Below are 14,515 nucleotides of genomic sequence, written 5' to 3' on the forward strand. Positions count from 1 at the left end.
CTTTTACCTCGTCCATTTTTTGTAGAAGCGAATGATCAGCCACAAAGAAAGTATAACTGTAATTGCCATAATAAAAATTGTATGGCAAGTGGTTGGTACAATCGCATAGGCTTCCGGCAAAAGATTGTCTTTTTGCAAATGATCCATCATTAAGCCGCTTGTCCAGTTCATAACACATATAACTGGGAAAGAATTTAAGAAAGCAATTTTTGCAGCACTTATAGATGTTCCAACTGTCCCTAGTATGCCCCAGTTAAAAATAGAATAAAAAAACGCAAGCAGGATAGAAAGCAAAAAACTTTTGTTAAAACAAATAATTAAAAATACAATCGGCAAAGAAGCTGCTACGATAAGAACTCCAAAAATAAGGCTCATAAATATCTTATAAGTCATACCATAAACCATTCCTACATGAAACAGTTTACAAAACAACGCAACAGATAATGTGCTTGTCAGACAAAACGCAACGCTAAAAATAAAGAGCATAGAAATTTTTGCCATAATGAGTTGTGTATTTGTAACAGGAATTGTTCTAAGGTTTTTGGAAGTATCGCAATCTCTTTCTATAAAAAACAAAATAGCGGCAATGATACCAATTAGACATGGAAGCAAAAAAACCAATCCATATCCCAACATCATTGTATAAACATAATCAAATCGGGTTTGAAGATAATGTTCCGTTGTATCTGCACCTGTTCCCGCCTTTGCCATATATGCCAAAATCAACGGAAAAAATAACGATAATGACATCAGTGCGTATAATAATCTTTTCCGCTTTAATTTCCAAAATTCGCATTTAATCAGTTTAAGCAATTCCTTCGCCCCCTGTCACACGCTTGAAGTAATCTTCAAGACTTTCTTCACAGGTATGTGCTTCTGATACCTCCAATCCGTTTTCTACAAAAGCAGTTACAATTTTCCCCACAGGCAACTCCATATTGTGTAGACGCAGATTGTGGTCGTCTTGTATGGAAAAATGGGTTTCGTGGAAATTGCGTTCCAAAATTCTTGCCGCCTGTGCAGTATCAGAGAGCGTAAACCGGATATGCTTACTGCTTTTTTGCTCCAACTCAGCAAGGCTTTCTTCTTCCAGCAATGCACCGTGGTCGATAATTCCAATATCGTCAGCCAGCAAGGAAATTTCTGAAAGAATGTGACTGGAAATCAGAATCGTTTTTCCTCTTGCGTCGCAAAGCTCCCGAATAAAGGAGCGTACCTCTGCAATACCGATGGGATCAAGACCGTTGATCGGCTCATCCAAAATCAAAAGTTCCGGATCGTGCATAACAGCAAGGGCGATGGCAAGCCGCTGTTTCATACCAAGGGAATACTGGGAAAAGAGCTTTTTATCTTTGTAGGGCAGTCCTACCAGATCCAGAGCGTCTTTGACGGCATGATTGTTTGGTACACCCCGCAAGGTGGCAAAGATACGCAGGTTTTCTGTGCCGGTCAGATTGGGATAAAAGCCTGGGGACTCAATCAGGCTGCCGATACGGGGCAGCAATTTCTTTTCATTCCCCTGCAAAGGCTTTCCCCAGATTTTGACCTCCCCGGAAGTCGGATTTGTTAAGCCCAACAGCATCTTCATGGTAGTAGTTTTTCCGGCTCCGTTTCTCCCCAGCAGACCATAAATTCTCCCACGCTTCACATGGATATTCAAGTCAGCCACACTCTTTTGTGAGCCGTATTGCTTCGTCAGATTTTTTGTTTCAATGATGTAATTTGTATCCATATTCAAAACCTCCTGTTCTGTAAGGTATTCTATCACGCCAACCTTGCATTAACCTTGCCGCAACCTTGCATTAACCTTGCAATTTGAAATCCGGCAAAATGACAAAGGCTCCCGCCATAAAGACGGGAACCCGCTTAAATCTCCGAAGGAAAAAGCAAAGCAAATTCAGTTCCTTTTCCCGGTACACTTTCAACTGTTATGCTTCCACCCATCTTTTCTACAAGCTGATGGACAATAGAAAGACCAAGACCGCTGCCTTTTTCAGACCGACCCTTATCACACTTATAAAGCCGTTCAAATATGTGTTTCAAATCTTCTTTCTCAATCCCCACTCCATTATCCGCCAGCAGCAGCTCTATGTTGTTTTCCTTCTTCGATAGGGCAAATTTAATTTTGTCCGCATGGCTGTGAGCGATTACATTTTGAATGAGATTATTGATAATCCTCATATAGCTGTCCGTATCCAATCTTACCCGGATAGGCTGTTCGGGAATATCAATGTCATAATCGACTTGCTTATCTTCAAAAATCGGTATCCAGTCGATCAGGATATTTCTTGTCAACTCTGCGGCTTCAACGCTCTGGATTTCCAAAGCAAACTCGTCGGAATTTAACTTGAACCAGTCAAAGAGTACATCAATATATTCTTTCAAATCATGGGCTTTCCGTCGGGCGGTTTCAATATAATCATCCCGGTCTTTTCCTGTGACCAGTCCTTTGTGTGCAGCGTCAAGATACCCAATCAGAGTGGTAAGGGGCGTTCGCACATCATGGGAAAGGCTCGTCATAAGCTGGCGGTTGGTTTCCTCTGTCTGCCGTACAGTTGAAAGTCTGCTTTCATAGGACACAACGATCTCATTGATTTCATAGGCAAGAGGTGCTGTCAGTTCATTTGTTGCAGACAGAATACGCCGGTTGCCATTTCCGTTTTTCACATCAACCAGCACATCGGTCATTTCTGCGATTTGCTTTTTTACGCGCCGAACGAGAACGATGGAAGTCAGCACAGCTACAACAGCAATCACAATAGACAAGAAAACGATGATTTCCATACCAGCTACACCTCCTTATTAAAGCGGTAGCCAATCCCTTTAACCGTTTGGATATACTTTGGACTGGAAGGATTGACTTCTAATTTTTTACGAAGCCGACTGATAATCGCCATAATGTTACTGTCATCATAGAAATATTCTTCGCCCCATACTTCCTCATAAATCTGCTGTTTGGTCAAAATTTTCCCTTGATGCTTTGCACAGTACAGGAGCAGATCAAATTCCTTTGGTGGAAGTTCAAAAGTGCCGTTTTCCGTCGTAACAGAACGATTTTCAAGGTCAATCTGCAATCCATCAAAATCCAATTTTTGCATGGCTCCGGCTTGCTGATTAAAGCGGGTGTAGCGGCGAATAAGGGACGCAATACGGGCAATCAGTTCATCCATGTCAAACGGCTTTGTCAGATAATCGTCCGCTCCGGCCCGTAAGCCCCGCACTTTAGAAGCGCTGTCATTTTTGGATGTGAACATCAAAATCGGCAAGCTGTTCTCTTTGCGGATTTCTTCCAGCGTTTCAAAGCCATCTATACCGGGCATCATCACATCCAGCACCACAAGCTGGTATTCCTGCTCTTTTAATTTCTGCAAACCCTCTTTTCCGGTATTACAAAAATCGGCTTCTATATGTTCCGATTGCACACTGCGTTTAATCAAAGCACACAGTTCTCTGTCATCATCTATAATTAAAATTTTATTCATGGCTCAGCTCCTTCCCTTGTTTTGTCCGGCCATCAATCGGCTTCTCTGCAGTTTTGGGGATCAGCCAAACACCGGCCATTTTCACAGCGCCGTGGATACGCCCACCCGCACAATAATAATTTACCCTGCGAGGTGTCACGCCCCACTGTTCGGCGGCATCTTTTAGTGTCATATAGTCCATTTTGCACCTCCATAGGACATATTATAGTTCCTTATCTCGAATAATACAAGCTGACTATTGTGATTATGCTTACATAAAGAGCCGCAGATCATCTCTGACCTGCGGCTCCGTTCTCCTATTAACCTGTTAAGTATGTATCCCGTATTTCGCCGTTTGGATGTTCTCTTCGCCATGCAGGATTACCCCGCCGCAGGTCTTGGCACCCTGTACCATGTAGCCCTCAAAAAAGAAGCTGTAAGGCAGGTAATCATCCGTCAGGACGATGCGTTCGTAGTTGTACCAATTAAAATGCTGATCCAGAAACTTTCCCAGCTTGTGCCGCAAGATAGGATTCCCCACTACGGCCTTGAGATTCTTCCTGCTGTGAAACTCCAGCTTTGGCCTGTTCTGTTCCGGAATGGACAGCAGCCGCCACCGTGTTCCATCGGCGACTTCTTCCTCACCTGCCGCATATGAGCGAAACGGCTCATATGGCAGCCTGACCCGCTCGGTATAACCGGAAACGTTGTCTCTGCCAGCATCCTTCAGCCATGTGAAGGAAAGCTCCAGCACTTTGGCACCGCCTACTGCATCACACAGCCGCAGTTCTGCATAGGAATGGATATCTTTGGTGATCAAATACTTTTTCTCCTCCAACCGCTGCAATTCCTTTTTCAAAATAATAAAGCGCTGCGGTGAGCAACCTTTTCTGGAACAGGTCTTGACGGAAATGCTATCTTGATTCACATAAACTGTTGCCATTGTCCTATTATTCATAATACACCTCATTTCTGCTATTTGCCTCTGCTTGATGCATGGCAGTCTGCATGACCAGGAAGGGGTGCTCTACATACTCCTCTTTTGCTGAGGTATATGCCGCTCCACCCAAAGAGTCCAGATACTGCCATCCGTTTTTGGATTTTGAGATGTACACATAGAACGGTGCAAGCACATACTCATCCCGTTCATAGCAGCCCAGATACCGTCTTGCAAGTACTGCCACAACACCCAGCTCTGCCGCTTTCTGTGTTGTCAGGGAAACTGCCAGTTTCATTACTTCCTCTTTTTCAATATCATTGAGTCCGAAAGTATAGATACTCTCCAGGAACAGCACAGGCTTCTCACTGGTGACAGGCTTTCCGATATCCATGTTCTCCTGCGACAGATCAGCAAAAGAAAAATCGACGGCAGGCGGTTTTTGAAATGCACCTTTTGTCAAGCGGAGACAGGCACGAGCCACCACCGCTTCATCCTTTTTCACAAGGACAATCTTCTTATTAGAGTCAAAGGCAGCTAACAGGCACTCCCTCTGGCTTCCAGTACGGTAAGACAAGCAGGTACTATGAGGAAGTTCACCAAGCCGCAGAGTGTGGTAAAAATCATCCACCTCTTCTGCCCAAAATGCACCTCGCGCCAACGAAAGATTTTTCTTCCAGAGGCTCTCCTGCATCTCGCTGACAGGGTAGCGAATCTCACGCTGCAGGTCACCAGCAAAATATTTGAGTTTATAGAACTGGCCCATCAATTCAGCCTGTACGATCCGTCGCAGCGCTTCAACAGCCAGCTCCTGCCCGTCCAGTTCCCCATAGAGAGCGCATACCATAGCCGCGCCGCCCTGCAGTAAAAATTCCGTGACAGTCTCCCGGTTCTGCTCCACAAAATCGTCCGAAAATGCCAGTTTTTCTTTTAGATCCAGCCAGTCTGCATCTGTTGTCAGAATATCTTTCCGCACCTGCTTCCAATCCGTCATTTCCAAAAGAGCCTTCATATTATTGAGGGCAAATACCACATCCGACTCTGTAGTGAAATCCGGTATGAATGCCTGCAGCTGCGTATAGTGTTGTAGCAGCCCCATGGCAATCCGCCGGGTCAGCCCACAGATATGTCCAAATGAACCCCGATACCATTCGCTAAACGGCCTTTCCAACAGACATTTTCCAAGCTGCTCCAACTCTGCATCTCCTGTATATTGGCTGACCAGATCCCGTTTTATCAGCTGCCGCAGTGTCAGCAAACGCTGATCTATGGAAAGAGGTGTCAGCATAGTGTATAACCGGACATAAACCTCTTTCTGATGCCAAAGCTGATACATTTCCTCAAAGGTGTACTGCTGCCCTTCTTCCAGAAGCGTAAAAAAGCTGTCGCTGCGGTTCACAGAATCGCTGGCTTTCAAATTCTTCAGCGTCAGGGAATTGATGTTACAGTGCTCACAAAAGCCCGGCTCAAACAATAGAGAGTATCGCCCCAAGGACAGGAACACTTCACTGTTCTGATTCACCAATTCCAAAAAATGCTTTTTTCTATGCTCCACCGCATAAATGAGAATTGAAAACTGGAATTGCCGGACAGCATTAAAATCCAGATGGAGCCTGCCGGCATACAGAGCATTCAGATAACTCAGTTGGTTGCATAAAATTTCTTCCCTCTGTTCCTTGCTCAAAGGATGTGGCTGGGAGATAAACCAGTTGAGGTCATATTGTCCGGCATGGTTGTCCAGCCAGAGGTCAAAAAAAGCAGACAAATCCTCTGCGTCATATTCAAATACAGCCAACAGCCGGCGGAATTTTCCTACATCGGTCATTTTCATCCACCGGAGAGCTTTCAGGCGTTCTACTGACAGAAACAGCCGCACACCATACCGATAAAGCAAGATGCAGACTCTCTGGAGCGGACGATTCTGTTCCAACAGTTCCAGAGCTTTCCGTTCATTTTGATGCCAGAAAAACAGATACGAACCAAGAAACGGCTGCCGCATCATATCCCGCTGGTGCTCCGTCAGCATGGAAAGTCCCTTCCACTCCGCAATGGGAAAAGTCTGCAGGTTATCCAATATGACCTGCTCCTCTTCTTCATACATCACAAAGGGAAAATAGTATTTCAGGTATTCAAACCTCAGGGAAGGCAACAGTTCCAATTTCATGACTGCCAGCACCTGCTCTTGGGAATACGCTGTCAGTCTCTCTCCATACCCGTCTGCCGACTCTAAGGCTGAAGCAATTTCTTCATCGCCAATCTCCTGCCTGCACAACGTACCATAGAGCGCTGCAAAGTCCGGCACCCGAACCAGTTCTTCCTGTATCCGCTTTGTCTTTCGGATGTGCAGCCGTTCCTGTAATTGAAGTGTCTCCACCTGTCCACATGCCTGCGCTATGGCATCCTCTGAAAAGCTGCCTGTAAGCGTCGGAAGCAATCCGTCATCTTTCATTCTGGTCAATAGGGTCAGATGTTTTAATGTATTTCTCATGCTGCTTCACCTCCGATCATTGTCAGTACCATATTCAAAATCTCATGCCTTGGCCGGGGTTCAGACTCTACCAGTTCACCACACAGCTCAAAAAAGGCGTGTGCATCTTTGGCATCCATTGTCTGCACACAACCGGCGGGCCATTCCACCAACTTATCAAATGCCATATCCAGTACCTCTTTCTTCTCATCCCTGTAATAATATCCCCCTATGAATTTCACAAGAGATTCGGCGCTGCCGTTATAAAGTTGCTGCAGCTTTTCCCGTTTCTGTATGGTCCGTTTTTCCTGCTCCAGTCGTTTTTCCTGCTCCTTTCTCTCAGCTTCGGCTCTGTGCTCATCCTCCAACTCTTCCTTGGAATAGAATGTTTCCTTCAGCCGGTTGATTTCATAGCCGTTATACTCCCTGTGGAGCAAAAACTGCCGCAACACCGCTGCCAGCGCTTTTTTATCATAAAGGCGTTGGATCTCCGGTGCTTTTAAGGCACTTAAAACGAAGTCCTCATATTTTTCCGGCTCAGTCTGGAAAACTGAACGCTCCACCCAGTCATAGAGCTGTCGATGCTGCTCTGCAGATAGGAATGGACGGCTGATGTATGTTTTATATTCCCTTCTGCTGTAATACCCCTCACTCCTGACAAAGCATTCGTGAAAGTAAAACCGCTTGCCAAATATCGTTTGAAGTTGGGAAAAAGTGTACTCAGCCAGTAGCCTCTCTACAAACCGGAAACACCTCCAACTTGAAATTCTCAGGGCATACTCCCGCAGCAGTTTCAGTTGTGGCGCATCTTCACCATCTTGCCGATGCTGCTTGAAAAACTCCCATAGATTGATTTCCTTCTTTTCCACCAGAAAGGCAAATGCCCGCCTACCGTTCGTATGCCAACTTCTGAAATATTCTCCATAGTCAGCTCCGGTCAGTTCCTGATATCTGGAAAGCCACTGTTTCAAAGGGATCGTCTGCCTGGAATGCAGCATCTGCAGGGTAAACAACTCCATGTAGTTATCCCGCTCCAGTTCCTTCGCCAGATTATCGTACTGAGGATCAAACACATCAAATCGGTACGGAAAATCCTTCTGTATCGTTTGATTCATCCATAACAGTGTTTTCGGTGCTGTGGGGTTCAAACCATATTGAACCGCTTCCCAGAGTCCCTGAAATCCTTCGTACTTGACCGTAAAGCTGTTATAGAACTGAAACAGCCAGCCAAGATACTCGTAAAATTCTTCCGAAAAATCCTTTGGAGCATTCAGAAGCATCCGCCCACACGCTGTTGCGATTTTCTCGGCAGTGATACTCTTGGAACTCAACCGGTCCGGCAGCCTGTCCGCCCATACAGCGAGAGAGTTTGCCAAAATGATTTCATCGCAGCGATACCCTGCTTTAGTCAAAACCGAAAATTCGCGGCTGTCGGGCTTCATATTCATATACGGCAGTTTCATCAGCGTGCGCAGCACCAGGTCGGCTTTCCCGCGGTACCTCTTTGCCTGCTCTGCATAGAACCGGATGAACCATTCCAGCACACCAAAATCATATACCAGTGAAAGTGTCAGATTTTGTGTGAATAGATGACTGAGTTGGGTATGCATCACCTCATAGCCGCGTTCCCTATCATCAAATAACGACAGTACAAACAGGGCTTCTTCCGTTCTCGTACACTCCCTTTCTGCCAGTTTCTCCAACAGGGCATGGCGCTGTGCCGCATCTGTTTCCAGAAGATACAGAGCGCCCTGCAGGTACACATCTTCTCCGGCAGACCGCCGCAATTTCTGGAGGAATGCTCCCCGCTGATTGCCCACAAACATATTGTCAGACTGGATCGCACAGGTATTTCCCAGCGCCAGGGCCAGAGCGCGGAGAACCCGGACATCATTGCCCAGTTTTTCCTCAAACCGCTCCAACACCTCGCCAGGATAACGCAGATGATATGGTTCAAAATAGCCGGACACATCCGTTTCCACCTGCCATATCTGCATCGCCCTTGTTTGTCGGTAAGTCCTTCTCGCCGTATCGTCCTGAGAAGTCTGTACTACCAATTCGGCAAAGGCATGGTAAAGCTCCAAATCAATAGCCCTCTGATATACCCGGTAAACCGGTATCCTGTCGATATGCATTAAAATCCCTCCTACTTGAAATCTTCCATAAAAGATATGGGGAGAGAGCCGCAACATGGCTCTCTCCCCATTGATCAACTGACAGCATACCGATAGTATGCTATATTTTCTTACTCAGCGCCGGCCATGCTGAAGAACTCCGCAGGTGACAGCACCGTAACGCCCAAATCCCTGGCCTTGGATAACTTGCTGCCGGCATTTTCGCCACAGACCAGATAATCCGTCTTCTTGGACACCGAGCTGCCGGCATGGGCGCCCAGTGATTCAATCAGGTCATTGATTCCGTCCCGGGTGTAGGGTTCCACCTTGCCGGTAACTACGATAGTCTTTCCCACAAAGGGATTATCCTGCTCCCTGTCTTCGCTGTGTTCTACCACAGCAGGCTTTTGAATATTCATCATAGTCTGTAACTCCTCCCAAATACAAAAATTATCTTCTACACAGAACCAGTCGTGGATATTGTTATGCAATGTCTCCCCGAAATCCGGAAGCTGCCGGAAATCATAGCCGCCATAGACCGCATCCCGAAACTCATCCAAATCATAGTGGAACACACGACCCAATACCTTGCTGGCAGTGTTGCCGATCATAGGAATATCCATAGAAATCAGATACCGCTCAAAGGTGGTGTTTCGGCTCTGTTGGATAGCGTCCCAAAGGCGCTGCCAGGACTTTTCACCAAACCCATCCATGCGGACGATTTCAGCCCGGTAACGATCCAGACGGTAAATATCCAGATAACTATGGATAAATCCCTGACCGATGAATTTTTCCAATGCAGCCTCCGACAGCCCTTCAATGTCCATTGCCTTCTGGCTGACAAAATGGACGAACTTTTTCAGCCGACGTGTCTCGCAGTCAGGGTTATCACAGTACAGCGTCTTGATGATGCGATCCTCGCCATTTTCGCCCTTTCCACTTGATTCATGGATGCGGGTAGGCTGTCCACAGCAGGGACAAACACGGGGAATCGTATCCACCATAGAGAAGCCGCCTCTGTCCAGATTTTCTTCCACGTGGGGAATGATCATGTTTCGTTTGCTTACCAGAATCCGATTTCCAGCCATCAGTTCCAGATCCTCAATAAAGGACAGGTTGTGCAGACTGGCCCTGCTGACCTCACAGCCATCGATTTCCACCGGCGTAAACACTGCTACCGGAGCAATCTCTCCAGTTCTGCCCGGCGTCCATTCGATGTACTGCAGCAGGCTCTCATGCAGGTCATCTTCAAACTTATAGGCCAGACCGTCCTTATAGTGATGTCCGGTGCGGCCGCAGCTCTGGGCATAGGCGATGTCGTTAAACGAAACCACGATACCGTCAATGGGGATATCTTTGTCAGTGGCATATTGCCGCAGCTGATAGATACCGGCTTCCACATTTTCCAGCGTCAGTTTCTGCTTTGTGACCAGATACTTACAGGGCTGGAACCCCAACGCGCGCAGTTCCCGTAGCTTATCTGATTTCCGGGTCAGGTGCGGAAAGCCCTCCAGCACACCAAACGGCATGAAAACCAGCCGACGCTCCTGGCATATCTTGGCATCCATCAGACGGATGGAACCGGCAGCCAGATTGCGGCCGTTTTTATAGGGCTTACCGCTGCTGTCCTGTAGGCTGGTCTTCAGTTCCTCAAAATCACTGGGTCTGATAAAGCCCTCGCCCGTCACAACCAGTCTCTCTTTGTAGGTGATGTGGGAAGGGATACCGCTGATGGCTCGGGTGTTATGGGTAATGATCTCCCCTTCGTCACCATCGCCACGGGTAGCCGCCTCCAGAAGTTCTCCATTCTCATAGGTCAGCTTTACAGTCAAGCCATCCAGTTTGAGCATCAGCATCACCTGCTGCTCACCCATGAAATTCAGAAGATCCATACTGCTCTTAGTCTTATCCAAAGACAGCAGCGGGATCTCATGTCTGGTTTTCTCCAGCCTGCTCACCGCAGGATAGCCTACTGTCTGGGTTGGCGAATTTGCCATTTGGATTCCCGTTTCCTGTTCCAGCTCTTTCAACTCGTCAAAGAGTCTGTCATAGACCTCATCTGACACACTGGGAGCGTTGCGGTTATAATACTCATCCCGATAACGGTTGAGCCGGTCATTCAAGTCTCTCTGCTTTTCAAAAATATTCCGTTCCATTATGCTGCCTCCTTTTCAAGTACCCGGAAGGACATAACCAGTTCTTCTTCCGTATGCTTCTGTTCACTGTCGAAAACACTGCAAACACCGTCTGCAAACTGCCAGTGGGCGGCTCTGCCCCACCAAAGGATCGGGCCGCGGCCGCCGTTGCCTCTGTTGGCAGACGCATCTGGCTGATTCGCTACGGTACTATAAAAGCCCTGCGTGTTTACCAGCGTAATGTTCCGTATCTGCCCAATACATTCCGGCCGACAGTGATCCAATATCTCCAACTGCGTCCCTTCCCGAAGTGTCCTGCGCAGCTGATTCAGGTTTTTGATCATGCAATTTTCTCCTTTCCCCGCCCCACAGGGCAATCCTGCTGTGCGGTATGCAGCCCATTTCTGCCGGCTGCATATCTGCCAAAATTCAATTCATGGACAATACGCTGAATGGCGTCATCATCGTCCCACGCTGCGTGAAGCGTATTCCGCTCTGGCCCGGCTCCCACATGGACACATACCTTTTCACTGCCAACCTGCAGCAGCACATCCTGTCGCCTGGCGCAAACCACTGCCAGATTTCCAATTTGTTTCATGCTCTGCTCCTTCCTTCTTCATCAATGACCGGACGCCCTCAAGGACGCCCGGCCATTCTCATTTTGTCACGCTGCAGCAGCCAATGCCGGAGACTGGATGCTATCCGTGTTTTCCATCAGGTCAGCCATCAGCACATCCGCCAAAAGCCTTCCTGCCAAATGGCCGGTATGAATGATGACCCGATCCTTCTTCAACTGGATAAACTCCTTCTCACGAAGAATCCTGCTTTCCGCAGCCAGCGCCTTGTCGCTTTCTGTCAGCCTGGCAGTAATCACCCGCTGCCACTTCTGCAGAAACTCGGTCGCCTGCTCAATGTCCTTCTTCTGCCGGTCATATTCCGTCCGTTTCTGCCGCACTGTTCCATCTGGCTCCACTTCCAGCGTGTAATAGGCATGGAAAGGATCAGCCGTTTTACGCAGAAACATCACAAAGCTTTCTCGCCGCTCAATCCGGTCCCAGTAGCGGTCACTGCTGCCTGCACAGTGATGGAGCGCACGCCCCTCGGTAATAATGTCCAGAATACCGTCTGGCACCACTACCATGTAATCCGCATCGGCGTACTCATATTTCGCTTTGATTTCCTGACAGATAGCATTAACATGGGGGAATTTCTCCTCCATCTCCTCGGCCTGCAGTTCAATATCCTTCTCCTGGCATTTGAGCACCAGATCATCGTGGCGCCGCCGCAGTTTTCTGGTGCGATATACGATCTCATCATATACATCCATGTGCAATTTCTTTGCCATGGAAAGATAATCCTCCCAGGTACGCAATACCTCATGGCTGTTTCTCCGGAAGGATGGCATCTGACGCCGTACATAGTTATAGACCTGCACCATGCTCATGCGGTCAGCAATGAACTGGACATCCCTGGGGCTAATGTTCTGCTGACACATCCACAAAAGGACATTATCTGGGATTTCCCTGTCGGTGCCCTTTTCATATTGCAGCCACCGCAGCAGATCACAGCCTCCATTATGGAGCCGAAGTCGCTGAAACCTCCTGCTGTCAAGGCCCAGAGCTTTAATCAGACTCCCGGCACTATGGTTTTTGATTAGTTCACTGACTGTTCCGCAGGAACTGAAACATTCCTTGGTAAGCTTCGGCAGGTTCACCTTGCTGATCTGCTCCATTTGCGGTATCCGTTCAAGCACTGCCAGATATTTTTCCGGGTCAACACTTTTCTGCTTCCGAATCCAGTTGACCAGCCCTGTGCATCGAAGTTCCTTCTGTTCCAGAGTTGGCAGCGTTTTTCCATAGACCCGTCCATCATGTGAACCAGACCAACTATAAGAACAGGGGCTTCCGGAAATCCAGCGCATATTTCGCTGTTTATACAGACCCCAATAGTAGGTTCTTGGTTTTCTTTCCCGGTCATAAATCGTGCGCCGGATTTCCTGACAATAAAGCTTGGAGTTTGGAAGGCTTTCTTTCCCATATGTCCGGTCAGCCTGAAATTCACGAACTACAAAACCGTCTTTGCATCGCTGGATTAGGTAGGCAAAATGTTTTTCTGTCTGCATATACCCCGCTCGTCCATAGGCTTTGAATACCACCGGATGTCGGCAGCAGCTACAGCGGCCTTGTTGATTGTGATGGGGATGCACCTTGATCGGCACTTCCTTTTCGCAGTAGGTACAGTAACCTGTTTTGGCGCCGCCCTTTTTGTAGTGGTAGTAAATGTAATTTTGCCGGATGGCAACCTTATCCACCCAGCGGTTCCAGTCCTTGGGAAGCTCCGGCACCTGTTCCATATCCTTATCCCATGGATCAGTTTCCCGCCGGTGCCGCTGTTCGAGCTGTTCCTCACGCACATTCCGCTGAAACTGCCGGATTGCCTCTACCGCTTTTTTATTGATGTTCAGATATGCCTGTATAGATGTCTCATCTTCCTCGCTGACCCAGTAGGCTTTGGTATACCAGTATCGGCGCTTCCAGTCCAATCTGTCCAGTTTGGCCTCACACCATTTCTGGTTCAGGCTATTATAAGTAATAAATTGCCGCTTTTCTTTATCCAGATACACTTCGTAAGCTGGGCTATTCCCGTCTATGCGAAGATGCTCTGGGAAAAAGAAAGCCACCTTCAATATCCCATCCTGCGTGATGCATCTCAGGTAAACATAATACTCACAAACCTCCTGAACATATCCGTAGGCGATTTTTTCTTTTCTTGGCAAGTCTGACGCCGCGATCTGCTTCATCTCATCCGTCGCTGTCAGCTTGGGAAGTGCCATCAGGGCTCTTTTTTTCATCTCAATTCACCGTCCTTCTTGTCAAATCCACGCCATACCACACATCCGGCAGTAATGTGACACCATCAATTTGTCCTACAGCAACCTGTACGATACTTTCCGAATCCGGCGCTTCCTTCGCAAAAGCAAGGATGTCTCCCAGTCTGCCGGTGGCAACGGGGTCTTTCCCCCGTACCACCGCATAACCGCAGTTCGCCATTGCCCGGTTGGCTGCCACATGGGAACTCCACACCCTGCGCGGGTGATCTACCATGTAGGCCAAACCATGTAAAAACAGCTCCTCTTTGGTTAGCCGCTTAATCACAGTCAACTCCGTACAGGCGATTTTGGAGTCATGCTCATCTTCATCGATGTCGCCGCCGGCGTTGACAATATAATATTCCGAATGCTCCAGGCTGGAATAATAGCTAAGGCAGTCGAGCGGATTTTCCGCACAGTGAAATCCATTTTCCCTGCAATTTGCTTTTTCAGTCGTATTGAGCCCCATCACAAACTGATAGCCACGGCATATCAGCCCGGGGCGAAAACCCTTATAAGCAATCATTCTGCA

13 protein-coding genes are annotated in these 14,515 nt (G+C 47.7%); all 13 read right to left on the reverse strand.

The window, feature by feature from the left end; all coding sequences use genetic code 11:
- Positions 1–3 precede the first annotated feature (3 nt).
- Entirely contained in the window at positions 4–813 is an 810-nt protein-coding gene (locus WMO62_RS10410; RefSeq protein ID WP_118646868.1) for an ABC transporter permease, read from the reverse strand.
- Positions 806–1,732, reverse strand: a complete 927-nt coding sequence (locus tag WMO62_RS10415; protein ID WP_118646870.1) for an ABC transporter ATP-binding protein — start codon at positions 1,730–1,732, stop codon at positions 806–808. The genes WMO62_RS10410 and WMO62_RS10415 overlap by 8 nt, the downstream gene beginning before the upstream one ends.
- Positions 1,733–1,866: 134 nt before the next feature.
- Positions 1,867–2,784: a sensor histidine kinase gene (locus tag WMO62_RS10420; RefSeq protein WP_118646872.1), complete on the reverse strand. Its 918-nt coding sequence runs from the start codon at positions 2,782–2,784 to the stop codon at positions 1,867–1,869.
- Positions 2,785–2,789: 5 nt separating this feature from the next.
- Positions 2,790–3,482 (reverse strand): response regulator transcription factor, encoded by a 693-nt coding sequence (locus tag WMO62_RS10425; protein WP_227589432.1) that lies wholly within the window; start codon positions 3,480–3,482, stop codon positions 2,790–2,792.
- Positions 3,475–3,663, reverse strand: coding sequence for a helix-turn-helix domain-containing protein (locus WMO62_RS10430; protein ID WP_118560428.1), 189 nt, complete (start codon positions 3,661–3,663; stop codon positions 3,475–3,477). Before WMO62_RS10430 ends, WMO62_RS10425 begins: the two co-directional genes overlap by 8 nt.
- Positions 3,664–3,789: 126 nt before the next feature.
- Positions 3,790–4,419 carry a hypothetical protein gene (locus WMO62_RS10435; RefSeq protein WP_118668491.1) on the reverse strand — a complete coding sequence of 210 codons (630 nt, stop codon included), beginning with the start codon at positions 4,417–4,419 and terminating at the stop codon, positions 3,790–3,792.
- Positions 4,412–6,886 carry a hypothetical protein gene (locus tag WMO62_RS10440; protein ID WP_227589433.1) on the reverse strand — a complete coding sequence of 825 codons (2,475 nt, stop codon included), beginning with the start codon at positions 6,884–6,886 and terminating at the stop codon, positions 4,412–4,414. The genes WMO62_RS10435 and WMO62_RS10440 overlap by 8 nt, the downstream gene beginning before the upstream one ends.
- The gene (locus WMO62_RS10445) at positions 6,883–9,000 is read right to left on the reverse strand and encodes a hypothetical protein (RefSeq protein ID WP_118668489.1); all 2,118 of its coding nucleotides are present in this window, start codon (positions 8,998–9,000) and stop codon (positions 6,883–6,885) included. The genes WMO62_RS10440 and WMO62_RS10445 overlap by 4 nt, the downstream gene beginning before the upstream one ends.
- 110 nt (positions 9,001–9,110) lie before the next feature.
- Positions 9,111–11,135, reverse strand: coding sequence for an NAD-dependent DNA ligase LigA (gene ligA / locus WMO62_RS10450; RefSeq protein WP_003501932.1), 2,025 nt, complete (start codon positions 11,133–11,135; stop codon positions 9,111–9,113).
- Positions 11,135–11,458: a hypothetical protein gene (locus WMO62_RS10455; RefSeq protein ID WP_003501931.1), complete on the reverse strand. Its 324-nt coding sequence runs from the start codon at positions 11,456–11,458 to the stop codon at positions 11,135–11,137. Before WMO62_RS10455 ends, ligA begins: the two co-directional genes overlap by 1 nt.
- Positions 11,455–11,712: a hypothetical protein gene (locus WMO62_RS10460; protein ID WP_025529721.1), complete on the reverse strand. Its 258-nt coding sequence runs from the start codon at positions 11,710–11,712 to the stop codon at positions 11,455–11,457. The genes WMO62_RS10455 and WMO62_RS10460 overlap by 4 nt, the downstream gene beginning before the upstream one ends.
- Positions 11,713–11,778: 66 nt before the next feature.
- Positions 11,779–13,965 carry a PcfJ domain-containing protein gene (locus WMO62_RS10465; RefSeq protein WP_118668488.1) on the reverse strand — a complete coding sequence of 729 codons (2,187 nt, stop codon included), beginning with the start codon at positions 13,963–13,965 and terminating at the stop codon, positions 11,779–11,781.
- Position 13,966: 1 nt separating this feature from the next.
- The gene (locus tag WMO62_RS10470) at positions 13,967–14,509 is read right to left on the reverse strand and encodes a DUF7666 domain-containing protein (protein WP_050624134.1); all 543 of its coding nucleotides are present in this window, start codon (positions 14,507–14,509) and stop codon (positions 13,967–13,969) included.
- Positions 14,510–14,515: the final 6 nt, after the last annotated feature.

The organism is Hominiventricola aquisgranensis, assembly GCF_040096225.1.
In the GTDB taxonomy this organism is placed as follows: domain Bacteria; phylum Bacillota; class Clostridia; order Lachnospirales; family Lachnospiraceae; genus Hominiventricola; species Hominiventricola aquisgranensis.

Excerpts from the sequence above, each read along its gene's own strand:
- WMO62_RS10415 (WP_118646870.1), bottom strand. The coding sequence starts at position 1,732 with ATGGATACAAATTACATCATTGAAACAAAAAATCTGACGAAGCAATAC.
- WMO62_RS10420 (WP_118646872.1), bottom strand. The coding sequence starts at position 2,784 with ATGGAAATCATCGTTTTCTTGTCTATTGTGATTGCTGTTGTAGCTGTG.
- WMO62_RS10425 (WP_227589432.1), bottom strand. The coding sequence starts at position 3,482 with ATGAATAAAATTTTAATTATAGATGATGACAGAGAACTGTGTGCTTTG.
- WMO62_RS10430 (WP_118560428.1), bottom strand. The coding sequence starts at position 3,663 with ATGGACTATATGACACTAAAAGATGCCGCCGAACAGTGGGGCGTGACA.
- WMO62_RS10435 (WP_118668491.1), bottom strand. The coding sequence starts at position 4,419 with ATGAATAATAGGACAATGGCAACAGTTTATGTGAATCAAGATAGCATT.
- WMO62_RS10440 (WP_227589433.1), bottom strand. The coding sequence starts at position 6,886 with ATGAGAAATACATTAAAACATCTGACCCTATTGACCAGAATGAAAGAT.
- WMO62_RS10445 (WP_118668489.1), bottom strand. The coding sequence starts at position 9,000 with ATGCATATCGACAGGATACCGGTTTACCGGGTATATCAGAGGGCTATT.
- ligA (WP_003501932.1), bottom strand. The coding sequence starts at position 11,135 with ATGGAACGGAATATTTTTGAAAAGCAGAGAGACTTGAATGACCGGCTC.
- WMO62_RS10455 (WP_003501931.1), bottom strand. The coding sequence starts at position 11,458 with ATGATCAAAAACCTGAATCAGCTGCGCAGGACACTTCGGGAAGGGACG.
- WMO62_RS10460 (WP_025529721.1), bottom strand. The coding sequence starts at position 11,712 with ATGAAACAAATTGGAAATCTGGCAGTGGTTTGCGCCAGGCGACAGGAT.
- WMO62_RS10465 (WP_118668488.1), bottom strand. The coding sequence starts at position 13,965 with ATGAAAAAAAGAGCCCTGATGGCACTTCCCAAGCTGACAGCGACGGAT.
- WMO62_RS10470 (WP_050624134.1), bottom strand. The coding sequence starts at position 14,509 with ATGATTGCTTATAAGGGTTTTCGCCCCGGGCTGATATGCCGTGGCTAT.